The sequence below is a fragment of the Pseudoalteromonas sp. APC 3694 genome, from assembly GCF_030407565.1.
GTDB lineage: Bacteria > Pseudomonadota > Gammaproteobacteria > Enterobacterales > Alteromonadaceae > Pseudoalteromonas > Pseudoalteromonas tetraodonis.
Window position 1 is genome coordinate 11,509 of sequence record NZ_JASDDE010000034.1, and the last position, 23,588, is coordinate 35,096.

The window sequence follows — 23,588 nt, forward strand, 5'->3', positions numbered from 1 at the left end:
CGAATTGACGAACCTCTAACGATTTAATACAAACTGCTGTTTAATTTAACTTTTTTTTAACCTGCAAGCTAAAAGAAAAGCGCCTATTGGCGCTTTTAAATAATTCTTTTTAACTGTTGTGTTTACCTAAGACAAGGCATCCTTGGCATACTAAATTAGTGTGCTTGTTCCCAGTTATCACCTTCGTCAGCTTCAACAATAAGTGGTACATCTAACTGCGCCGCTTGTGACATCAGCTCACAAATCTGTTTGGTATATTGCTCAGTACATTCTGTTTTAATCTCAAATACCAATTCATCGTGTACCTGCATGAGCAGCTTAACTGTATTAGGTGCTTGCTGATTAACCCAAGCATGCACGCTTAACATCGCTTTTTTAATAATATCAGCCGCAGTGCCTTGCATCGGTGCATTAATTGCTGCGCGCTCAGCCCCTTTGCGACGAGCGCCATTGCGCGCATTTATTTCTGGTAAATGTAAGCGACGGCCAAAAATTGTTTCTACATAGCCATTTTCGGCCGCTTTCTCACGCGTTGTTTCCATGTATTCTAAAACACCTGGAAAACGCTCAAAATATTTATCAATATAATGCTGCGCTTCATGGCGTGGTACATCAAGTTGACGTGCTAAGCCAAATGCTGACATGCCATAAATTAAGCCAAAGTTTACCGCTTTAGCTTTACGGCGCATATCTGATGTTACCTCTTCAAGCTCAACCCCAAATACTTCAGCAGCCGTGGCACTGTGAACATCTAAGCCATTAGCAAATGCGCTTAGTAATCCCTTATCTTGCGAGAGATGCGCCATAATACGCAGTTCTATTTGGCTGTAATCGGCAGCCACAATTTTATACCCATCTGCGGCAATAAACGCTTCACGAATACGACGCCCTTCCTCTGAACGAATAGGAATATTTTGTAAATTAGGATCGCTTGAGCTTAATCGACCTGTTGCTGTTACCGCTTGGTGATAAGAAGTATGCACTCGCTGCGTGCGTTCATTGACTATCAAGGGTAACTTATCGGTGTAGGTTGATTTGAGCTTAGATAAACCACGATGCTCAATAATCACTTTAGGCAATGGGTAATCATGCGCTAACTCTTGTAGTACTTCTTCTGCTGTAGAGGGCGCGCCTTTAGGTGTTTTTTTGATAACGGGCAATTCGAGCTTTTCAAATAACAGCACCTGTAGTTGCTTTGGTGAGCTTAAGTTAAACGGTTCGCCCGCGATTTCAAACGCTTCTTTTTCAAGCTCAAGTAATCGCTCACCTAAACGTTGGCTATGCGTGGCCAACATGTTGCTGTCGATAGCAACACCGGTGCGCTCAATATCAGAAATAACACTTACTAGTGGCATTTCTATATCTTCAAACACCGATTTTAGTTTTTCATCCGCTTCAAGTTTCGGCCATAACACTTGGTGCAAACGCAAAGTAATATCGGCATCTTCAGCGGCATAAGGCGCTGCTTTTTCAAGTTCTATTTGATTAAATGTAAGCTGCTTTTTACCTTTACCAGCAATATCTTCAAAGCTAATATTTTTGTGGCCTAAGTATTTAAGCGCCAACGAGTCCATATCATGACGGGTGCCTACGCTATTAAATACATAAGACTCTAGCATAGTGTCGAACTTAATACCATTTAATTCGTAGCCTGCATTGGCAAGCACGCTTTTATCGTATTTTAGATTTTGACCTACTTTAGCTTTATTTTCGTCTGCTAATATTGGCCCCAACTTTTGCATCACAAATTCAAGGCTTAACTGATCGGGCGCACCGGGGTAATCGTGTGCTATTGGTAAATAAGCCGCTTCCCCTGCTTTAACCGCAAAGCTCATACCGACCAATTGCGCTTTCATATACTCTAAACTGGTTGTTTCTGTATCAAAAGCAAATAGCTCAGCTTCATTAAGCTGTTCTATTAATGTCTCAAATTGGGCCTCAGTTAAAATAGTTTCATAGTGCGCATCTTCAACTTTTGGCAGCTCATTCTCTTGCGTTGGTACTGCTAAATGTGTGTCGGCATCTTTTGGGTTGTCTAGCAATTCAGCTAGCCAACGACGAAACTCACATTCACCGTATAAGGCAATTAATTCGTCTTTATTCGGTGTTTGTAATTTAAAAGTATCAAGATCAGATTCAACCTCAACATCACATTTAATAGTGGCAAGCTCATAGCTTAACGGTAAATGATCAATCGCTTTTGCCAGTTTCTCGCCTATTTTACCTTTTATATCAGAAGCATTATCAATTACGCCCTGAAGCGATCCGTACTTTTGTAACCATTTAACTGCTGTTTTAGGTCCACAACCCTCAACGCCAGGAATATTATCTACTTTGTCGCCCATTAAAGCTAAATAATCGATAATAAGTTCAGGTCCAACACCAAACTTTTCAACCACAGTTTCGGGATCTGAAATACTGTCGGTCATGGTATTAATCAAGGTTACATGCTCATTGACCAACTGCGCCATATCTTTATCACCAGTCGATACCAGTACATGACGTTGTTGCTCAGAGGCAATCCGTGCAAAAGTACCGATTACGTCATCGGCTTCCACGCCCTCAATACTAATTAACGGAAAACCCATTGCTTTGATAATACTGTGCAGCGGCGCTATTTGAGTACGCAGATCATCAGGCATTGGCGGACGGTTCGCTTTATACTCACTGTACATATCATTTCTGAAGGTTTTACCTTTGGCGTCAAATACCACCACCATATGTGAGGGATCATATTGTTTGATCAAACTTTTAAGCATGTTTACCACGCCATAAATAGCACCGGTGGCCTCACCCTTAGAGTTGGTTAGATGTGGTGGTGAATGATAAGCACGAAACAAATATGAAGAGCCATCAACTAAAATAAGCGGGTTTTCGGGGATCTGAGCCATGGTAAAATTGGATCCTAAATACAAAAAAGTAATATGAGTGTAAGCATGCCATAAGGCAGTAAATAAAACGACTGTGAATTAATGTGAGTAATCGCGCTACATTTTTAGTAAGTTGTGGATAACTATGTAGATAACACCCACAAGCAATTCATCCGAAGCATCTTTAAATGCCTAGATTAATTTGTAATTTATTGTTTTGTTTAAAAAAGATAATTCGAGGTTCTTTTTTATTATTTTTTTATTAATGTGGAAAAAGCATTTATACCGTCACTGGTTTTATAACCCACCTTAATTATTTACGTCCATTTAAATAACTGGATGAGCATTCTAGCATAATGGATCAAAGATCATAGCGATCCTTTATAATTTTTTTCATGGCTACTAATCACTAAATGGCATATAGCGCATAACAACGTGCTTTGCGCCTAAAAAACGAGCAAATAAATTTTTAAATCGGCTGATTCATCGTGTTAAACTTTATTTAAGAGACTTTAATGGAGCGAAATGATATGAAAAATATAGCTGTAATTTTAGCAGGTTGTGGTGTGTTTGATGGTAGTGAAATTAATGAGGTGGTACTGACTTTATTACACATTGAAAAAAATAATGCCCAGTATCAGTGCTTTGCACCTGATATAGAGCAGTACCACACCATTAATCACATCACTGGTGAAGAAATAGCACAGCCGCGAAATGTATTAGTTGAATCAGCTCGCATCACCCGTGGCAATATAAAGTCACTCGCTGAATTAGACGTTACACAATTTGATGCACTCATTGTCCCTGGAGGCTTCGGGGTAGCTAAAAATCTATCTGACTTTGCTATTAATGGCACTAACGCTAAAGTAAACGAGGCAGTACTTAGCGCTTGTAAAGCGTTTGCGGATGCAAAAAAAGCCACTGGTTACATGTGTATTGCACCGGCTCTATTGCCTTTTATTTATCATAAACCTCAGCTTACTATTGGTAATGATAGCGACACAGCAGAGGCTCTTAGCACATTAGGCGCTGAACACGTAGAGTGTAAAGTGAATGATATTGTTATTGATAAAAGCAATAAACTCGTTACGACACCGGCCTATATGTTGGCACAATCCATTATGGATGCAGATGCAGGAATCGATAAGTTAGTGCGTAACGTATTAGCTATGAGTTAGTCGTAAGGGCTTTGATCGCATTAAAGGCGTGATGATCCCGTTTTATAATTTAACTATGCGCTAAACCATGTAATTTTATTGAGTTAAGACAATCATTAGTCGTATTTCTAAATAAAATCGACTCTGAGCATTTTATAAATGACTTAGTGGAGTTATAATTGATTTAAATTCCGTCATTTAAAATCGTGATTGATCACGTTCAAATTGAAGTGGGCAAGGCAAAATGAAAAAACTATCAGCTGCAGCATTACTTGTGCTAGCAACCACCGCATACGCACAGCCATATGATAACTCTATGACTGAAGATGCAATTAAAAAACGTTTAGCGCCTATCGGTGCTGTTTACCTTGAAGGTGAAAAAGTAGCGGTTGCTGCACCAACAGGGCCTCGTTCAGGCGAGCAAGTATATCAAGCGGCCTGTTTTGCTTGTCATGGTACAGGTGCTTTAGGCGCTCCTAAATCAGCTGACGATTGGGCTCCTCGTATTGCTAAAGGAAAAGATACCTTATTAGATCATGCAATCAACGGCTTCAATGCAATGCCGCCACGTGGTACATGTATGGATTGTTCTGATGATGAAATAAGCGCAGCAATCGACTTTATGACTGCTAAATAAAATCAGTCAGGCTAAAACTATAAATGAAAGGCTTACTCACAGTAAGCCTTTTTTGTTTCTAATTATCGACTTTTCGCAGCATAATTAAGATAAATATCTACTTGACGCAAAATGTTAAAAGTGGAACTATAATGATTAATAACTATACAAAAAATTATAACTGGTTAAACATCATTGGAAGATAAACTCATTGTACCGAGTAGCGTAGTGCGCCAAAATAAACGACTAAAAGCACTATTGAAAAAGTATAAACATGCCTACCACCTCCACAATGCCCTGATACAGTTATCAGAGCAAGCAAGTACTGTTGCCGAATTAACCTTACTTTACCCAGCTATTCATGACATTTTACAAAAGTATGTCCCGAGTAAAAGCTTTTATGTGGTGCTTGTTGAGCCGCAATCACAACAGTTGGAACTGTCTTATTTTTCTGATGAAAAAGATGGAATTTCTGTACCACTTAATCGGGAGAATAATTTTGAAGAAGGCGCAACGGGTTATGTGTTTAAGCAAGGAAAGACCACTTATTTCACTAAGCAACAAATGCATGATGCTGCACAGCAAGGCTTATTCAAAGCATTAGGTACACCTGCAGAACACTGGGTAGGCGTTCCCGTTTATCAAGAAAAAAATATTATTGGCGTATTAGCAGCGCAAAGTTACGACACTGAGCAAGGTTATAGTTCGCAACAAATAAACCTACTTGAAGCAATATCACTTTATTTAGCGACAGCTATTGAACGCGTTAAGAAACGAGAGTTGCTCGAATCAGAAGTAAAACTAAGAACCCGTGCATTAACGCAAAGCAATGATGCTTTAAATGTTGAAATACAACAGCGAAAAAGCGCCCTGCAACGTCAGCAAATATTATTTAAAATTTCAGAGCTGACAACTCAAGCTAAAAACCTAGATGATGCTTATTTTCAAATACACGAAATAATAAAAACCATCACTTACGCAAAAAATCTTTATATTGCCTTGTATGATAAAGAAACGGGCTGTATTAGTTTTCCTTACAGTGTTGACGAATTTCAAGGCAGCACCCAACCAAGGCGCTTTGCAAAAGGGTACAGTGAGCTGGTGATCAGCACCGAAGAAACACAAATAATTCACCCGCAAAGAGCACAAGAGTTATTAGATAGTGGCATTGTAGAGCGTGAAAAACCAATTGATGAATCTAGAAGAGCCACCAGCTGGCTTGGCGCTCCGCTAAAAACATCGCAAGGAGTTATAGGTTTAATTGTTTGCCAAGCTTATAATAATGAACACCTTTTCACACAAGATGATGCAGAACTCATAACCTTTGTATCGCATCAAATTGCCACGGTATTACAAACAAAATTAGCCTCACAGGCGCTGAAAAAGAGCCACCAAGAGCTCGCTTCTCGAGTAAACGAAAAAACCAAAGAGCTAAGCCAAGCAAATTTGCATTTACAGATGCAAATTGATGAGCGTAAAAAAATAGAGCAGCAGCTGTATCACGATGCGCACCATGACTCATTAACAAGCTTGCCTAATCGTAATTTATTTTTAACGCAGCTAGAAAAAACGCTAAAGTTTTACCAACGTCACCCTGATGAGCACTTTGCGGTACTGTTTATTGATCTTGATAAATTTAAAGATATAAACGACCAGCTTGGGCACCATGCCGGAGACGAATTTTTAATTAGCGTGGGTCAGTTGTTCTCTCAATGTATTCGTGAGCATGATTTATTAGCACGCTTAGGGGGAGATGAATTTGTAATTTTACTCACTCATTTAACCGAGCCAAACCAAGCTGAAGATGTTGCAAATCGAATCATCAACATCATGCGAAAACCTTTCTGTACAAAAGGTATTTGTGTGCAAAGCGGCGCGAGTATTGGTATCACTTATTCAAAACAAAGCTATAAACATACAGATGAAATTATTAGAGATGCTGATGCCGCAATGTATTACGCTAAAAACTCTGGTAAAAATCGCTTCGAATTATTTCACCCGTTACTCACAGAGCCAATGCTGCAACATGAGTCACAAACATTGCACCATCTTGATGTATTACCTATGACGTTTCGTAGCTCAGATATTATTTCTATGGATGAGCATTATCAATATGCCTCATTATTTGAAGCGTTTGGTGAACACCCTGTACTTGGCTTTACTAGTTTTGATATTTTAAAGAAATTTGCAAGTGATAAAGAACAACATACCAAAGTTGAACTACAACTCATCCAACAAGCTTACCAACAAGCACAAAATGCAGAGATAGCCGTTGCGCTATTGCCTTGCTCCAGTTTACTGTTAGAAGAGCATAAATTTTCTTTACTAAAAGCGACACTAAAACAACCGGTAAACAATGAACAGCTTTGCTTGTTGTTTGATGAGCAGGAGCTGCGTTATGCCAGCGCACAGCAATTAGAGAACTTAAAACAGCTTAAAAAACTCGGTCATTCGATTGGCTTAAACAATTTCGCAAAAGACAAATGCGAGCTTAATTTGGTGACTGAAATAGAGTGTGATTATTTACTCCTTAGCTCCACCTTCAGTAAACGAGTATTACAACAAGAAAGCTACGATTTACAGTTGCAGGGGGTGTTGGCTATTACTAAGCTTAAACAGATAAAAGTGATAGCTAAAGGCCCATCAATATTAAACTTTAGAGCTCTTTTAGATAAACACGGCATAAACCTATTCGTTGCTAAACAGCACCCACTAACCAGCGCTATACCAGCTACACTTAAAAACTCAGAATTAAAATAGCGCTAAACACACCTTATTGTGGCTTTTTCAGCATTGCTCTTAAATTTGCAACCCGAGCTTGGCCTTTTTCCATGCGTTCAGCTTGGGTGTTAGGCGCTTTTTTGTTTTCAAAGGCTAAGTCATCTTGGGGTAACTCTTGCACAAATCGACTGAGCTCTGTTTGTGATGTTTCACCAAATTGACGACGAATTTTAGCATACGTTAAGGTTAGCTCTTGCTGCGCGCGGGTAATACCTACATAGGCAAGGCGGCGCTCTTCGTCTACATTATCCTCATCAATGCTTACTTGGTGTGGTAATAGCCCCTCTTCCATGCCTACCATAAATACATAAGGGTACTCGAGTCCCTTTGAAGCATGCAGCGTAAGTAATTGTACTGCATCTGCTTCATCTTCTTCCTCGTTACGCTCTAGCATATCGCGCAGGGTCAATTTACTAACCACTTCAGCTAACGTCATTGGCGGATTATCGGCATCGCCAGTCAGCATATCGGTGATCCAACGGTACAGCTCCGAGACATTTTTCATCCGCATTTCGGCGGCTTTGGCACTCGGTGATGATTCATATAAATAGGCTTCATAATTAATATTTCGCACTAAATCTTTGACCGCTTCTAAGGTATCGCTGCGTACTGCGTTATCCGACAGCTCAACCACCCAACGGGCAAACCCAGCTAACGCATTAAAACCACGTCCTTTTAGTCTGTATCCTAAGTCGTTATCAAAACAGGTGGCAAACAAGCTTTGATGTTTTTCATTGGCTAAGGTGCCTAGTTTTTCAAGCGTCACCGTGCCTATTTCACGCCGTGGCGTATTCACGATTCTTAAAAAGGCATTGTCATCATCTTGGTTCACTAAAAGACGTAAGTAAGCCATGATATCTTTAATTTCAGAACGTGAAAAAAACGACATCCCGCCGCTAATTTTATAAGGTATACGGTTACTCATTAACGACTTTTCAAAACCACGCGCTTGGTGATTACCCCGGTACAAAATCGCGTAATCTTTATAGCTGGTGCGCTTCATAAACTTATGAGAAATAATCTCTGCAACCACACGCTCAGACTCATGCTCTTCATCGCGACAACCAATGACTTTAATTTGCTCACCATAGCCAAGTTCACTAAAGAGCTTTTTTTCAAACTCATGGGGGTTATTTGCAATTAATATATTAGCCGCTTTAAGAATGCGCCCTGCACTACGGTAATTTTGCTCTAGTTTTATTAATCTTAATCCTGGATAGTCTTTACTTAATAGCACCAAGTTTTGTGGGCGAGCACCACGCCAAGAGTAAATTGACTGATCGTCATCTCCTACCACAGTAAAGCGTGCACGTTCACCAACCAGCAATTTTACTAATTGGTATTGGCTGGTATTAGTATCTTGGTATTCATCCACCAGTAAATACCGAAAACGCTGCTGCCAACGTTCACGTGAAGTGGCGTTACTGCTTAAAAGCAGCGTGGGGATCATAATTAAATCATCAAAGTCGAGTGCATTATAAGCGCGAAGTTGGTTTTGATAGCGTGCGTACAATTGAGCGAACAAGGCTTTTTGTGGCTCTCTGGCTTCGCGAATAGCTTGCTCTGGTAAAATGAGTTCATTCTTCCAGCTACCAATTTGCATTTTAAGTAGATTAAGTAAGTCTTTGTCTTTTTTAAGCTCATCTTCGGTTAAATCAGCAAGTAATTGATTCGTATCTTGGTCGTCAAACAGCGAAAAACCAGGCTTAAAACCCAGTGTTTTTAACTCTTTTTTGATGATTTCAAGCCCGAGTGTATGAAATGTAGAGACCCATAAACCTTTAGACTCTTGCTTTCCTAAGGTTTGCAAAACCCGCTCGCGCATTTCTTTAGCCGCTTTATTGGTAAAGGTAACCGCCGCAATATTACGCGCTTGATACTCACACTTCTGTACTAAGTAAGCAATTTTGTTGGTGATAACTCGTGTTTTACCCGAGCCTGCGCCGGCTAATACTAAGCAAGGACCACTAATGTACTTTACCGCTTCATCTTGTTTAGGATTGAGTTTCATAACGACCAGCTGGTTGCAAAAAGACGGGCAATTTTAACGTAATCACTACAATACGCCTAGCCAATAAGGTAATATTAGTTATTATCATTTTAGGCAACAGGCAAGGGACGACTATGATTAACCCAGCAAAACTTGAAGAAATTGCGAAACAGATCACTAATAACATGCCACAAGGTGTAAAAAACCTGGCTGATACACTTGAAGGCAAAACCAAGCAAGTGTTACAAAATAAGCTTGCCGAAATGGACTTTGTAAGCCGTGAAGAGTTTGATATTCAAAGCCAAGTGCTGATCCGCACCCGTGAAAAGCTGACTGAATTAGAAGCAAAAGTAGCGATACTTGAACAGCAATTATCGGCAAAAACAGACGCAGAATAATAAATATAACGCCATAGACGAACCTGCTTTATGGCGCTAATCACTCAGTTATTCAAATAGCTCGTCGAGCACATAGTAACCCGTTGCTTGTTGCTGCTCTATGCTCACCCTTAGCAATTTATTAGCTACTTGCTCACCGGTTATTGGTCTATACCGTTTGAAGATGCCAAAACGCGTTAACAGTGGCAGTACCACCTCACCTAACTTTTCTGCAATTCTAAGCTCTGATCGCTCGCCGACTAACAAAGACGGTTGCAATATACTCAAGCGCGAAAAACCAAGCTGCTTTACCTGCTGCTCAAGTTCCCCTTTGATTTTTAGGTAACGGCTCATGCTATGCGCATTTGCGCCACTTGATGACACCAAACAATAATGAGGAACACCGTTATTGGCCGCCATTTGCGCACAAATAAATTGGTATTCAAAATCAACTTTACGCTGTGCTGCTGCGCTTCCAGCTTGCTTTAGCGTGGTGCCTAAGCAGGAAAAAAACACGTCACCTTTGAATAACTCAACGTAATGTGTCAGGTTCTCAAAATCAATAACATGGCTAGTTAATTTAGGATGAGAAAAGTCTAATTGGCGGCGCGATAAGCTCACTACTTTCGTATAGCAAGGAGATGCTAACAGCTGTTGTAATAACTGGCTGCCCACTAAGCCGGTACTGCCGATTATTAACGCCGTTTTAGCCATATTAAGCGTGACTACCCGCTGACTTGTTCAGTACATGGTGTACTGCCTTTTTATAGCTAGTGCATTCTTCTTCAGCGCAGCTAACTACCGACTCTAAATCATGCAGGTGACCGTTTTCTAATCCATATACCCAGCCATGCACTGTGAGCTCTTGACCTCGTAACCAAGCATCTTGAACAATGCTAGTGCGCGATACGTTACGCACTTGCTCAATTACATTAAGCTCAATTAAACGATCAAGACGCTGTTTTTCTGGTAGAGCATTAAGTTGCTCTAAATGCTTTTCTTTTACATCACCAACATGGCGTAGCCAGTTATCAATAAAGCCAAAGCGGTCTTCGTTTAATACCGCTTGTACACCACCACAACCGTAGTGGCCAACAACCATAATATGTTTAACTTTTAATACTTCAACCGCATACTGCATAACCGATAAGCAATTATGATCTGTGTGCACTACCACGTTGGCAACATTACGATGCACAAACAATTCACCTGGTAATAAATCAACAATTTGATTAGCAGGAACTCGTGAGTCAGAACAACCAATCCATAAATACTCTGGATTTTGTTGCATCGATAAAACTTTAAAAAATTCGGGATTAGCTTCGCTCGTTCTAGATGCCCAGCGTTTATTATTTTCTAGTAGGTTATTTAAATTTCTCATTACATCTCTTTTAGGTCGAGGGCGTTAAACTGGCTAAAATTAAAATATTACGGGGTGTTAATTGCTTCTCACAAAATGTACTAACACTGACGTTATAGCCTTGCTGTTGCAAATATAAAGCACGATCGAGCACAAGCCAAACTTCTATTGCTCTTCTAAACACATGTCGAACCAGTTCAACTCGCTCGGTTATCTTTTTTCGCGCCTGCCCAATCAATAAAAATTTATTGTAATCAATATCTTTTGGCAGTTTTAAGGCTTTTTTATCTGCCGCCCACTTACAAAATGATTCAAACGAATCTGAAAATATTGCTTTATTCACTGAGGGCACACTAACATACGCCGACTCACCGGTGAGTGACTTTCTTAAAGCATCAAACCCGAGTCGCCACTCAACTTCTGTTTTTCGTACTTTGCCCACTCGCGATGGAGCTGTGACGGTTTCTTGCAAGGCGAGTTTTAAATCTCGATGAGTTAAATTAAGCGCACTTCGCTTCGCCTGTTCGCTCATTGCTTGATAATTATTCTCGGTAAACAAGTGATAGCAACAAGGTGAAAAACTAATTTGTGTTACTTTGGCCGCACTGGCTTGATGCATAAAAGTTTGATGTAACGCACCGCAGGCATGTAAAGCAACGGCATGGGTTTGTGGGTTAAAAAAATCCTGAGTGTTATCTGTGAGTACATCAGCTTGGCTAAATTGCATAGCAAGCCCCTGTTGCTGCGCACTTTTTTGTCCTTGCTCACATAAGTGAGATTGTAGCTCAATACTGTGCACGCTCGGCGCACCATTAAAAGCTAACATTCGTCCTAAATGGCCTTTGCCTGCACACCACTCTAAAATAGGCTGATCATTGGCAGGTAGCGCACCAACAAAGTCTTGTAGCTGTGTAAACTTTCGTCCTTTAATACCGTTACTAATCCAAAACGGATAATCCGTTCGACTGCTTGTTATGACAGGGAGTGAAGCTAATCGGCTTAATTGCTCAATACCGGGTATGTAAGGTGAAAAAAACTGATAAAGTTGCGCTTGATCAGTATCTAACTCAGCAACGTCCTGATCAGTTAAAGCAGTTAGGGGGTCGTGTAATTCAGGCCACGGTAAACAGTCAAAATCAAACGCAGTACATTGCCAATACGAGCGCGTATTCATCAGTAACGAATCGAGGGCAGTAAATTGCTCAGTTAAGGTCATAACAGCTTAAAATATTAAAAAGGCAATAAATTATACCAGTACACTCACGCCTAATTAAGCGGTTATTTTTTTAACCTCGCAGAGCAAGGGGATTACTTAACTTTCCCACCTTTTCTATTGGTTAAATTAGCCATTAGCGTGCTTTGAACATTAACCGTAAATAAAGGGGAATAGAAATAATACTAATAATAATGGCCGCAATCAGCATCCAAGAAAGCTGCAACGTTTCTTGTTTTTTATATTTATAAATAAAATCGGCTTTTACTTCGTCAAACTTTGTTTGGTCAATCTCATATAAATCAGCAATTAAACGCCATTTGGCCATCGACATATTACCCACATTGGTGCTTGGTGGCGCAATATAGTTTTTTAGCACTTCGGCCTCATAAGCTAATTGATGAAAACTACGCTCAGGGGCATAAAACTGCTGAGTAATGGCGATGGCTTCATCCATATTCATTACCGCATAGCGCCACCCTTTTAAACTCGCTTGGTAAAACTTTTCTACCGTATCGGGGTGGTACTTAATCATGTTATCACTGGTAAATAAAATATCAGCGTATACGTCCATACCATAACGTTGTGGACATATAAGTCGATGAGCAATACCTTGCTGATCCATATAATAAGGTAAGTCGGTAACATAGACTTCGATGGCATCTATTTTATTTTCCATCCATGCTTTTTGTAATTTATCGCCTTTGTATATAGCCAACTTTTCGATATTTATACCGCTGCGCTTGAGCATAGTTAACAACTCAGAATTGCTCTCTTTACTCACTTCACTTACACGTTTATTGACAAAATCACGGGCATGAAAAATATCAGAGCTTTCTTTGACCATCCAGCAATAAGGAGAAAACTGTAATATGGCAGCCATGGCTACAAAGGGTTTACCTGCAATACGCTGCTGTAAAATACCAGAATGCGCAACCCCAAACTGGGCTTCACCACGCTCTACCGCGCCAAAACTATTTGGTCGTTTTTGATCTGCAGGCACAATAGTGACGTCTAAACCGGCCTCATCATAATACCCTTTTTGCTGAGCCATATAATAACCCGCAAATTGAAATTGATGTGTCCACTTTAATTGTAGTGTGACTGATTCCTGCGCCATTAACTGGCTACAAAAAAGGCAGGCGCTAATTATCATTCCTTTAAGTAACAAAGAGAGTTTCCAAAAAACGTAGTGATTAACGTAACTATATGTAAAGCAGCTGATAAAGCAAGCATCCACAGAAGATGCCTGCTTAAAATAGGATTATGCTAAGGCGAGCTTTTCAAGCTTTTCTGCTTGAGGTTGTGTGGTTAAAAACTGGGTGAAACACGGGTTATGGGTTTCGTCTTGAACACTGTAACCTAGGCGGTTTAAGTGCTCATTAAACATCTCATATTGACTTGGTTCAATAGCAAAACCTGCCAATACATTACCCGTTGAACCGCCATGATTACGGTAGTGAAATAAAGTGATATTCCAATTACTACCCAGTGTATCTAAAAAGCGCGCTAATGCACCTGGGTACTCTGGAAACTCAAACCGCAGTAAGCGTTCATGTAGCTGCTCTGGCGCTTTACCACCAACCATATACCGTACATGAAGTTTTGCTAATTCATTATCTGACAAGTCGCAAAACGAATAGCCATTATCGGTCAGGCTTTGTTTAAGCTCCTCAAGTTCTGCTAATCCTTGGCGCAGTGCAATACCAACAAAAATTTGCGCCTCGCCAGGCCCTGCATATCGGTAGTTAAATTCGGTAATAGCGCGCCCACCGAGTGAGGCACAAAATTGTTTAAAGCTACCGCGTTTTTCATCAATTGTTACCGCTAATAATGCTTCGTTCTTCTCACCTAATGCAGTTCGTTCAGCTACATAGCGTAAGCGATCAAAATTTAAATTAGCACCAGACAAAATAGCCGCTAAGTTTAACCCCTTTAAACCCGACTGCTGAGACCATTTTTTAAGCCCTGCGGTTGCAAGTGCGCCTGAAGGTTCGGCAATAGCACGGGTTGATACAAAAATATCTTGCATGGCAGCACATATTTCATCATCTGATACGGTCACCACTTCATCGCAAAACTTTTGCGCCAGTCTAAATGTTTCGCTACCAATTATTTTTACGGCAACACCATCGGCAAAGCTTCCTACTCTTTCTAGCTCTACAGGCTCTCCCGCTTCCATGGCAGCTTTTAAACAAGCACTTTCATTAGCCTCGACTCCAATCACTTTGATATCTGGGCGCAGCGATTTAATGTACACCGCCATACCCGCCAACAATCCGCCGCCGCCAACAGGAATAAATACCACGTCTAAGTCGTTCAGCTGTTGCATTAGTTCACGGGCAACTGTGCCTTGACCAACAATGACATCGGGGTCATCAAATGGAGGGACAAATACGCCGTTTCGCTGCTCAGTTAATTCAAGCGCATACGCCTTTGCGGCATCAAATTGATGACCATGTAACACGACTTCCCCGCCCAATGCCCTTACCGCATTAACCTTAATTTCAGGCGTCGTTACGGGCATAACAATGGTGGCTTTATGCCCTAGGTGTGAAGCACTCAGCGCCACCCCTTGAGCATGATTGCCTGCCGATGCGGTTATCACGACCGAGCCCTTTGGCAGCTTATTTAATTTATTAAAAGCACCGCGTAATTTAAACGAGTACACCGGTTGCTGATCTTCACGCTTTAACCAAACATGATTACCTAATCGTGCACTCAATTCGGCCATTTCACTCACCTCAGTCACCTTAGCTAAAGGCTCCATATTGGCTTGGATAATAGCGCGAAAATAATCGAGTTCTTGAGAAACCATACCTAACTAAGCTCCTCCAGTTTGGCTAAATCACGCACCGCACCTTTATCGGCACTGGTTGCTAGTAGCGCATACGCTTTAAGCGCAGATGACACATAACGATCGCGGTTAAGCGGCTTATAAGCTTGTTTACCACGAGCCAATTGTTTTTGCCTGCGAGCTTCGAGTTCCTCATCGCTTAATGCTAAAGTGATTTCTCGAGTAGCGATATCGATGATAATTTTATCGCCATTTTCAACATAAGCTATCGCGCCACCGCTGGCTGCCTCGGGAGACACATGACCAATTGATAAACCTGACGTACCACCCGAGAAGCGACCATCGGTGATCAAGGCACATTTTTCAGCCAAGCCTTTTGATTTTAAGTAGCTGGTTGGGTATAGCATTTCTTGCATGCCTGGGCCGCCTTTAGGGCCTTCGTAACGAATTACAACTACATCGCCGGCTTTTACTTCACCATTTAAAATCCCTTCTACAGAGTCATCTTGAGACTCATAAACAACAGCAGTGCCTTCAAAGTGCAGCATTTCATCGACAACGCCGGCACTTTTAACAATACAGCCATCAACCGCTAAATTACCTGAAAGTACCGCGAGGCCGCCATCTTGACGAAATGCATGTTCAACACTGCGAATACAACCATGTTCACGGTCATTATCCCCTTCGTCCCAACGACAATCTTGGCTCATGGCTTTAGTAGTGCGAATACCAGCGGGACCCGCGCGGTAAAACTTTCGCGCCACTTCGTTATTAGGATCCGTTGCATCCCATTTTTTTACCAGCTCACCCATGGTCATGCCGGCAACATGATTAACCGATAAATCAACCAAGCCGGCTTTACCAAGCTCGCGTACTATGGCCATCATGCCACCAGCGCGGTGTACGTCTTCAATATGGTATTGCGCGGTAGCTGGGGCAACTTTACATAAAAACGGGGTTTTACGTGAAAGTTCATCAATGTGTGACATATCAAAATCAACGCCAGCTTCCTGTGCCGCTGCGAGTAAATGTAATACCGTATTTGATGAGCCGCCCATGGCAATATCAACCACCATAGAGTTCATAAATGCGGTTTTATTAGCGATGGCACGAGGCAGTACGTCTTGGTTATCTTTTTGGTAATACTCGCGGCATAAATCAACGATGCGAGCACCTGCTTCAACATACAATTGTTTACGGTCTTTGTGGGTCGCAAGCGTGGTACCGTTACCCGGCAGCGCAAGGCCTATTGCTTCTAATAAACAGTTCATTGAGTTGGCAGTAAACATCCCTGAACACGACCCACAGGTAGGGCATGCAGAGCGTTCAACTTGCTCTGAGTCGGCATCACTTACCGATTCATCGGCACCTTTAACCATGGCATCTACTAAATCGAGTTTAATATCGATATTGGCTAATTTAGTTTTACCCGCTTCCATAGGGCCACCCGATACAAAAATAACCGGTATATTTAAACGCAGCGCCGCTAACATCATCCCAGGGGTGATTTTGTCGCAGTTTGAGATACAAATCATCGCATCAGCACAATGGCCATTGACCATGTACTCTACCGAGTCGGCTATTAAATCGCGCGATGGCAGTGAATAAAGCATACCGCCGTGCCCCATGGCAATACCGTCATCTATGGCGATGGTATTAAATTCTTTTGGAACACCGCCCGCTTGGGTGATGGTTTCAGCCATTAGTTCACTAAGCTGATTAAGATGCACATGCCCCGGCACAAATTGTGTAAATGAGTTAACCACAGCAATAATTGGTTTACCAAAGTCGGTGTCGGTCATGCCTGTTGCACGCCATAATGCTCTTGCGCCTGCGCGTTTACGTCCTTCAGTAGTCGTTGCACTTCTTAATTTAGCCATAGTTACCTCAGTATTTGCCGCAATAAATGCGGGCATTCCTCATTCTTAAAATTGATGAGTAACCACGTGAACAGTTACTCGTAAAATCTGTTAAATTTTTTGTTATACAGCTTGTTGCTGTAAGCTTTGCAGCGTGACATGTTTCACATCAACCAATTTATTTAGTTGACTGGTAAGCAAATAAATTGGTTTATCGCTATCAACCGTCATGGCCATATTATATTGGCCATCGTCCATATTGAGCTGCAAGTGAGTTAAATCAAAACCACGATGACGCACGACACGTAAAAAGCGCTCGATTGCGACACTTTGGCTTTTTAAGGCAATAGTTAAACTGTGTTTCATTGTGCTTTCTCCGTCATCATTTCATCGTTAGCAGCCCCAGGTGGAACAAGTGGCCATACGTTTTCTTTATCATCAATACAAGCATGAACAATGTAAGGCCCATCGCTATTTAATAAGGCTGTAATTGCATCATCTACTTGGTTAGCGTGGGTAATCGTTTGTCCAGGAATACCAAACACAGCAGCAAGTTGGACAAAATCAGGGTTGTCTGACAGGTTAGTTTCGCTGTAACGCCCTTCAAAAAATAGCTCCTGCCATTGGCGAACCATGCCTAAACGCTGGTTATCAAGTATCAGTATTTTTACTGGTAAATTATTACGACGAATAGTGGCAAGCTCTTGGATATTCATCATGATTGAGCCATCACCTGATACGGTGATCACAAAGTCATCTTTTCTCGCTATTTGTGCGCCGATTGCCGCAGGTAAACCAAATCCCATGGTGCCTGCACCGCCACTGCTTAAGTGGTTGCATGGATGGTTAAATTTCATATGCTGCGCAACCCACATTTGGTGCTGACCCACATCGCAGCAAACAACACTGGTGCTTGGCATACGCTGGCTTAGTTGATTAAGTAAATAAGGGGCAAATACTTTTTCACCAGGATAGTCGTAGCGCCATGCATGCTTAACCATCATTTGTTTATTATGATCGCACCACGCTTTTGGCGTAACGACGCACTCAAGGGCGGGAAGTGAGGTTTTTAAATCAGCAATTAAAGAAGCCTTTGCGGGTTTACGCTTACCGACCTCGGCTGCATCTATGTCTAAATGAATCACGTTTGCTTTTGCAGCAAACTTAGCTAAGTTGCCTGTTACACGGTCATCAAAGCGAGCACCAATACACACTAATACATCACATTCTTGCACCGCTAAATTAGCGGCTTGACCACCATGCATACCTAGCATGCCTAAATCATATTCGTAATCAGGTAATACACTGCCCAATGCTTTAAGGGTTGAAACCGCAGGCATTTGCGTTTTATTTAAAAATTGCATTAATTCATTTTGCGCATCAGCGGCATGAACGCCCCCACCAACATACGCTACGGGTTGCTTGGCTTCACTGAGTAATTGATTGGCGATAGCAACTTGGTTTAAATTAAGTTGCGGTAAGTATTCATCTGCCGCTAACCAAGGTTTAAAAGGCACCTGCGCCATTTGAATGTCTTTGGGGATATCAACTAAAACGGGGCCTGGGCGGCCGCTTTGTGCTAAATGCATCGCTTCTTGTAATATTTCGGCTAAATCTTCTGCTCGCTCAACCATGTAACTGTGTTTAGTACACGAAAGCGACATGCCAAGCACGTCAATTTCCTGAAAAGCATCAGAGCCAATAGCGGCGGTTGGTACTTGCCCTGTAATAGCAAGTAAAGGCACTGAGTCCATCATGGCATCTGCCAATGCGGTAATTAAATTAGTAGCTCCAGGGCCTGATGTTGCCAAGCACACACCTAAACGTCCAGTACTGCGTGCATAGCCCACGGCGGCAAACCCTGCACCTTGCTCATGACGAGTAAGGTAATGTTTTACAGGCGCACCATACAAGGCATCGTAAATGGGCATAATAGCACCACCTGGGTAGCCAAATACTTCATCTACGCCGTGTTTGGCGAGTAAATCTATTGTTAGTTCTGCGCCTGTCATTAGTAAATCCTCATTCCTGTGTGACAACCCATTAAAAATTTAACTCTAAAACTAAAAAGCCCCCCGGACGGTTAAGTGCGGAGGGCTTTTCAATGCTTAGTTTTTTAAAGCACTACGAAGCCCTCGCGGGAATAATCACCACGATAATAATCAGGACTAGGTTAAGTGCATTTTTAAGCATAAAATTCAGTACCATTTAAGATTTAGTCATTGCGAACATCTTGTTTCGCTGTCTTTTTATATTAGTACCGCGCTCAGGGCGGTAAGTCAACACCAAATTCAATTCAAAATAATTATAAAAACACGCTTACTCAGGTTTTAAAATTCAATTAAACCAGGTTAAATAGATTTTTTATCCCTTCATTTCAACTCAGGAAATTCACTATTCTTATAACACTGAATTCTGGTTTGATTAATTTTTAGTAAGCCACCTCATTTTTATCTAACAAAATTAAAATAAATCGATTTCTTAAGAGTTTCTTAAGTCTGGCAGCCTAGCATAACAACGTTCACGAAAAAGAGGCGTGTTATGAACCCAACTTTCAAACTCAGTAAGCAACCGCAAGAAAATACTAAAAAACGCTTTTATTTTAATTGCAGTGCTAATGCATTCATTATTTTTATGGCTTGTTATTACGGCTTAGTTATTAATATTCCATTTATGCATGGTGCGTTTAGCGCTATTACCTCGTTGCACACATTTTCATGGCTATTTTTGATTTCTGTGCCGTTACTACTGATTTGTTTGCTAATCATATTCTTTTCAGTGGTTTCTATTCGGGGAATACTAAAACCCATTAACTACTTGCTGCTAGTGCTCTCGAGTGCGGCGTTATATGGCTCATTGAACTATGGTGTGGTGTTTGATTATTCCATGATACAAAACACCGTAGAAACAGACTCTAGTGAAGCGTTAAGTTATTTAAACCTGCAACTTGTTGGCTTTTTACTGCTTTTTGCCGCATTACCTGTCTTTATTCTGAGTAGAATAAAAATAAACTGCGCCCGCCCGTACAAAGAAGTTATTAGCCGTCTTAAACTGCTTTTAGCAAGCTTTGCACTCATTGCATTAGTGGTCGTTAACTTTTACGCCGATTACGCGGCAACGGGTCGTAATAACCGTATTCTTAAAAAAGAAATTATTCCATTTCAATATCTCTCTAGTGGCTACAAATACGCCCGTGACCAGTTACTTTATAGCGATATTGAATTTAAAAATATTGATACCACGCCAACTTTAGCATCACCAAGTACAACACGAGTTACTGTCATAGTGGTAGGTGAAACCGCACGAGCTGAAAATTTTGCCTACCAAGGCTATGAGCGTAATACCAACCAATACACGCAAAAACATAATGTCACTTATTTTGATAACGTATCGTCGTGTGGCACGGCCACGGCAGTGTCAGTACCGTGTATGTTTTCACTGCAAACTCATGCCAATTTTTCTCGTTTAGACAGTGATAATCAGCAAAACGTGATTGATTTGATACAACAAGCAGGCGCAGATGTGTTGTGGGTTGATAATAATAGTGGCTGTAAAAACGTCTGCACGCGCGTACCTACCATTAGTATTGATACCAAAGCATCCGAACTATGTGATGGTAAATACTGTTTTGATGAAGCGTTACTAGCCCCACTAAAGCACAAGCTTGCCAATTTGAGTCAGGCTAATACGGTTATAGTGCTGCATATGATGGGTTCACATGGCCCTACTTACTTTAAGCGCTACCCTGAAAAATTTAAACAGTTTAGTCCTACCTGCGACCGCAGCGATATTCAAAACTGTAGCGCTGAAGAACTGGTTAACACCTACGATAATACAATTGCTTATAGTGATTTTATCAACGCTCAAGTTATTGAACAGTTAAAGGCACTGCCAGCTAATATTGATAAGCAGTTACTGTATGTGTCAGACCATGGCGAGTCGCTCGGTGAAAATGGCGCATACTTACATGGCTTTCCCTATGCATTTGCACCAACAGCTCAAACCCATGTGCCTCTTTACATCTGGGCTGATGAGCATAATCAGCGCATTACAGCCAAGTGTCTAAACAACTTAAATAGCACTTTAGCGCAATCACACGATGCTATTTTTCATACCCTTTTAAGCTTAACCGGTGTTGCGAGTAAAACCTACCAAACCTCTGAAGATTTACTCGCGTCATGTCAAACGATTAACCATAACGAAACTAAAATATGAATAATAAAACCGTTATAAAACGCCAAGGCCTAATGCGCCTAATTTTTACCTTAAGCCATACATTTAATGGCCTAAAATGGATGAGCCGATTTGAGGCTGCTTTTCAGCAAGAGTTGGTTTTATTTAGTTTGCTAGGCGTATTTGCCTACTTGCAAGAAATTACTTTAAGTAGCAAATTAATATTGATTGCCAGCTTATTGTTTGTGTTATTTGCTGAGTTGGTCAATACCGCAGTCGAAGTGGTGGTTGATCGCATCGGTAGCGAATATCATGAACTATCAGGCCTAGCTAAAGATATTGCATCCGCCAGTGTCTTTATCGCCATGCTTATTGCTATTTTAGTTTGGTGGTCTGTGCTATGGACTTAATCAGTAGCACTAAAAAAGTACTGGGGCCATTGTGGGTTTTAGCGGTATTTTTTTTCGCACTCCTATGCTTGCTAACTTTTGCGCGATTAGGTTTAAGTTTGTGGCAAAGTGGCCGTGTATTTACCGAAGGCGCCTGGCACTTTGTTTTTGTAGGCGGTTTACGTGTTGATATAGCAACATTATGCTACATCATAACCCCCGCTTTGTTACTAACACTTACAGCACATGCTCTCAAATTAACTGCTTATATTCGAGGAGTCGTAAAGTGGTATTTAGTAATAATGGCTGCAATGTTAGTGTTTTTTGAGGTTATTACACCCACGTTTATTAACGAATACGACTTACGCCCTAATCGCCTATTTATTGAATACCTTATTTATCCTAAAGAAGTCTCTAAAATGATTTTTTCAGGTTACAAACTCGAAGTCCTCTTCGCTGTTTTAGCGCTCGTTTTCACCATTAAATTTGCTAACAAAATTCTTACTCAGCAATGGCAAAACCGCTCGTCCCTAGGGGCAATAAAACTATCACTATTAGCTGTTATTATATGTAGCCTAACACTGTTAGGCGCTCGAAATTCATTAGGCCATCGTCCATTAAACCCCGCTATGGTGGCATTTTCGACCGACCACTTGCTGAATGACCTCACGCTTAATTCATCATATAGCGTAGCATTTGCGTTAAAACAGCTCTCCAATGAGCAATCAAGTCAGGCATATTATGGCAAGGTCCCTCAAGAGGAGTTACTCGCCATAGTACGCAGTACCATGCAAAATCCTCAAGCAATATTTAATAATCCAAATGCCCCTACCCGCACTTTTCATCAGGCAAGCTACCAAGGTAAAAAGAAAAACCTGGTTATTATTCTGCAAGAAAGCTTGGGCGCTCGTTATGTAGGTACCTTAGGTGGCTTACCCTTAACGCCTAATATAGATGCACTTTATCAACAGGGCTGGGGATTTGATAACTTATACGCTACCGGCACTCGCTCTGTACGCGGTATTGAAGCAGTTATAACCGGTTTTACACCGACTCCCTCACGCGCGGTTGTAAAACTCGATAAATCACAACGTGACTTTTTTACCTTGGCTAGTTTTTTAGCAAAGCAGGACTACCATACTCAGTTTATTTATGGTGGAGAAAGTCACTTTGACAACATGCGTAGCTTCTTTTTGGGTAACGGCTTTAGTGATATTGTTGATAGTGAAAGCTTCGCTAACATTAACTTTAATGGTTCATGGGGCGCATCTGACGAAGATTTATTTACTCAAGCAGATAAAGAGCTGAATAAATTACAGCAACAGCAAAAGCCATTTTTTAGTCTGATTTTTAGTAGTTCTAATCATAGCCCTTATGAATTTCCGGACGGTAAAATAGCCCTGTTTGAGCAACCAAAGCAAAGCCGTAATAACGCAGCTAAATATGCAGATTATGCCCTAGGCACATTCATTGAAAAGGCGAAAAAATCATCTTACTGGGACGATACTGTGTTTATAGTGATTGCTGATCACGACTCACGCGTGTCTGGTTCCAGCCTTATACCTATTGATCACTTTAGAATTCCTGCGGTTATTTTTGGAAACGGTATTAAGCCCAAACGCGATCATCAATTAGCCAGTCAGCTGGATATTCCTACCACCTTACTGTCGCTTATTGGCGCCAGCGGTGAACACCCAATGATTGGTCACGATCTCACTCGCCCCGTGGCCAAAAATAAGCAGCGTGCAATGATGCAGTACGATAAAAACTTTGCTTACATGCAAAATGATAACGTTGTTATTTTGCAGCCAGATAAACCAGCAACCACCTATATTTATAAAAATAAGCAGTTACACCCCAAGCATAACGATAGCGCACTCATCAAGCAAGCTCGTGCGCTGGCTAATTATGGCAACATGGCCTACAGCAATAATTGGTATCAATAACACCGAAAAATGCCTGATTGATTAATAAGGCATTTTTACGTTACCTATAAAGTAAACTAA

17 protein-coding genes are annotated in these 23,588 nt (G+C 41.2%); 7 read left to right on the forward strand and 10 right to left on the reverse strand.

Annotated features, from left to right (window positions below):
- Positions 1-155: 155 nt before the first annotated feature.
- Complete coding sequence (polA, locus tag QMA00_RS12430) at positions 156-2,891, reverse strand: DNA polymerase I (RefSeq protein WP_076923011.1); 2,736 nt, start codon at positions 2,889-2,891, stop codon at positions 156-158.
- Between the two features lie 509 nt (positions 2,892-3,400).
- Between polA and elbB the strand changes: the two genes are divergently transcribed.
- From elbB to QMA00_RS12445, 3 genes are all read left to right on the forward strand, one after another.
- A complete protein-coding gene (elbB, locus tag QMA00_RS12435) occupies positions 3,401-4,048 on the forward strand; it encodes an isoprenoid biosynthesis glyoxalase ElbB (RefSeq protein ID WP_175610064.1) in 648 nt (215 codons plus the stop codon).
- Positions 4,049-4,271: 223 nt separating this feature from the next.
- Positions 4,272-4,664 (forward strand): cytochrome c5 family protein, encoded by a 393-nt coding sequence (locus QMA00_RS12440; protein WP_016899314.1) that lies wholly within the window; start codon positions 4,272-4,274, stop codon positions 4,662-4,664.
- 174 nt (positions 4,665-4,838) lie between these two features.
- Complete coding sequence (locus tag QMA00_RS12445) at positions 4,839-7,403, forward strand: diguanylate cyclase (protein ID WP_076923013.1); 2,565 nt, start codon at positions 4,839-4,841, stop codon at positions 7,401-7,403.
- Positions 7,404-7,416: 13 nt separating this feature from the next.
- Here QMA00_RS12445 and rep read toward each other — a convergent pair whose 3' ends face one another.
- Positions 7,417-9,435, reverse strand: coding sequence for a DNA helicase Rep (gene rep / locus QMA00_RS12450; RefSeq protein WP_076923014.1), 2,019 nt, complete (start codon positions 9,433-9,435; stop codon positions 7,417-7,419).
- A 113-nt stretch (positions 9,436-9,548) separates the two neighbouring features.
- Between rep and QMA00_RS12455 the strand changes: the two genes are divergently transcribed.
- Positions 9,549-9,812 (forward strand): accessory factor UbiK family protein, encoded by a 264-nt coding sequence (locus QMA00_RS12455; protein ID WP_008112735.1) that lies wholly within the window; start codon positions 9,549-9,551, stop codon positions 9,810-9,812.
- Between the two features lie 48 nt (positions 9,813-9,860).
- Here the strand turns inward: QMA00_RS12455 and QMA00_RS12460 are convergent, their stop codons facing one another.
- The 8 genes from QMA00_RS12460 to ilvG form a co-directional block, all read right to left on the reverse strand.
- The gene (locus QMA00_RS12460) at positions 9,861-10,505 is read right to left on the reverse strand and encodes an NAD(P)H-binding protein (protein ID WP_028834472.1); all 645 of its coding nucleotides are present in this window, start codon (positions 10,503-10,505) and stop codon (positions 9,861-9,863) included.
- A gap of 1 nt (position 10,506) precedes the next feature.
- The gene (can, locus tag QMA00_RS12465; RefSeq protein WP_076923015.1) at positions 10,507-11,172 is read right to left on the reverse strand and encodes a carbonate dehydratase; all 666 of its coding nucleotides are present in this window, start codon (positions 11,170-11,172) and stop codon (positions 10,507-10,509) included.
- A 10-nt stretch (positions 11,173-11,182) separates the two neighbouring features.
- Positions 11,183-12,367 carry a methyltransferase gene (locus QMA00_RS12470; protein WP_076923016.1) on the reverse strand — a complete coding sequence of 395 codons (1,185 nt, stop codon included), beginning with the start codon at positions 12,365-12,367 and terminating at the stop codon, positions 11,183-11,185.
- A 133-nt stretch (positions 12,368-12,500) separates the two neighbouring features.
- The gene (locus QMA00_RS12475; RefSeq protein WP_076923017.1) at positions 12,501-13,484 is read right to left on the reverse strand and encodes an ABC transporter substrate-binding protein; all 984 of its coding nucleotides are present in this window, start codon (positions 13,482-13,484) and stop codon (positions 12,501-12,503) included.
- A gap of 144 nt (positions 13,485-13,628) precedes the next feature.
- Positions 13,629-15,182, reverse strand: a complete 1,554-nt coding sequence (ilvA, locus tag QMA00_RS12480; protein ID WP_013463863.1) for a threonine ammonia-lyase, biosynthetic — start codon at positions 15,180-15,182, stop codon at positions 13,629-13,631.
- A gap of 2 nt (positions 15,183-15,184) precedes the next feature.
- On the reverse strand, positions 15,185-17,041 hold the full coding sequence (gene ilvD / locus QMA00_RS12485) for a dihydroxy-acid dehydratase (RefSeq protein WP_013463862.1): 1,857 nt from the start codon (positions 17,039-17,041) through the stop codon (positions 15,185-15,187).
- A 102-nt stretch (positions 17,042-17,143) separates the two neighbouring features.
- On the reverse strand, positions 17,144-17,386 hold the full coding sequence (gene ilvM / locus QMA00_RS12490) for an acetolactate synthase 2 small subunit (RefSeq protein ID WP_028834467.1): 243 nt from the start codon (positions 17,384-17,386) through the stop codon (positions 17,144-17,146).
- Positions 17,383-19,032, reverse strand: coding sequence for an acetolactate synthase 2 catalytic subunit (gene ilvG, locus QMA00_RS12495; RefSeq protein ID WP_076923018.1), 1,650 nt, complete (start codon positions 19,030-19,032; stop codon positions 17,383-17,385). Before ilvG ends, ilvM begins: the two co-directional genes overlap by 4 nt.
- 529 nt (positions 19,033-19,561) lie before the next feature.
- Between ilvG and QMA00_RS12500 the strand changes: the two genes are divergently transcribed.
- Genes QMA00_RS12500 through QMA00_RS12510 form a run of 3 tightly spaced genes read left to right on the forward strand, consistent with a single transcriptional unit; the run spans position 19,562 to position 23,528 of the window.
- The gene (locus QMA00_RS12500; protein ID WP_262976416.1) at positions 19,562-21,235 is read left to right on the forward strand and encodes a phosphoethanolamine--lipid A transferase; all 1,674 of its coding nucleotides are present in this window, start codon (positions 19,562-19,564) and stop codon (positions 21,233-21,235) included.
- Complete coding sequence (locus QMA00_RS12505) at positions 21,232-21,603, forward strand: diacylglycerol kinase (RefSeq protein ID WP_076922184.1); 372 nt, start codon at positions 21,232-21,234, stop codon at positions 21,601-21,603. The genes QMA00_RS12500 and QMA00_RS12505 overlap by 4 nt, the downstream gene beginning before the upstream one ends.
- Positions 21,594-23,528 (forward strand): LTA synthase family protein, encoded by a 1,935-nt coding sequence (locus tag QMA00_RS12510; protein WP_076922185.1) that lies wholly within the window; start codon positions 21,594-21,596, stop codon positions 23,526-23,528. Before QMA00_RS12505 ends, QMA00_RS12510 begins: the two co-directional genes overlap by 10 nt.
- Positions 23,529-23,588 lie beyond the last annotated feature (60 nt).

Excerpts from the sequence above, each read along its gene's own strand:
- elbB (WP_175610064.1), top strand. The coding sequence starts at position 3,401 with ATGAAAAATATAGCTGTAATTTTAGCAGGTTGTGGTGTGTTTGATGGT.
- polA (WP_076923011.1), bottom strand. The coding sequence starts at position 2,891 with ATGGCTCAGATCCCCGAAAACCCGCTTATTTTAGTTGATGGCTCTTCA.
- ilvG (WP_076923018.1), bottom strand. The coding sequence starts at position 19,032 with ATGACAGGCGCAGAACTAACAATAGATTTACTCGCCAAACACGGCGTA.
- ilvA (WP_013463863.1), bottom strand. The coding sequence starts at position 15,182 with ATGGTTTCTCAAGAACTCGATTATTTTCGCGCTATTATCCAAGCCAAT.
- QMA00_RS12440 (WP_016899314.1), top strand. The coding sequence starts at position 4,272 with ATGAAAAAACTATCAGCTGCAGCATTACTTGTGCTAGCAACCACCGCA.
- QMA00_RS12510 (WP_076922185.1), top strand. The coding sequence starts at position 21,594 with ATGGACTTAATCAGTAGCACTAAAAAAGTACTGGGGCCATTGTGGGTT.
- ilvM (WP_028834467.1), bottom strand. The coding sequence starts at position 17,386 with ATGAAACACAGTTTAACTATTGCCTTAAAAAGCCAAAGTGTCGCAATC.
- QMA00_RS12505 (WP_076922184.1), top strand. The coding sequence starts at position 21,232 with ATGAATAATAAAACCGTTATAAAACGCCAAGGCCTAATGCGCCTAATT.
- QMA00_RS12500 (WP_262976416.1), top strand. The coding sequence starts at position 19,562 with ATGAACCCAACTTTCAAACTCAGTAAGCAACCGCAAGAAAATACTAAA.
- can (WP_076923015.1), bottom strand. The coding sequence starts at position 11,172 with ATGAGAAATTTAAATAACCTACTAGAAAATAATAAACGCTGGGCATCT.
- QMA00_RS12475 (WP_076923017.1), bottom strand. The coding sequence starts at position 13,484 with ATGGCGCAGGAATCAGTCACACTACAATTAAAGTGGACACATCAATTT.
- rep (WP_076923014.1), bottom strand. The coding sequence starts at position 9,435 with ATGAAACTCAATCCTAAACAAGATGAAGCGGTAAAGTACATTAGTGGT.
- QMA00_RS12460 (WP_028834472.1), bottom strand. The coding sequence starts at position 10,505 with ATGGCTAAAACGGCGTTAATAATCGGCAGTACCGGCTTAGTGGGCAGC.
- QMA00_RS12455 (WP_008112735.1), top strand. The coding sequence starts at position 9,549 with ATGATTAACCCAGCAAAACTTGAAGAAATTGCGAAACAGATCACTAAT.
- QMA00_RS12470 (WP_076923016.1), bottom strand. The coding sequence starts at position 12,367 with ATGACCTTAACTGAGCAATTTACTGCCCTCGATTCGTTACTGATGAAT.
- ilvD (WP_013463862.1), bottom strand. The coding sequence starts at position 17,041 with ATGGCTAAATTAAGAAGTGCAACGACTACTGAAGGACGTAAACGCGCA.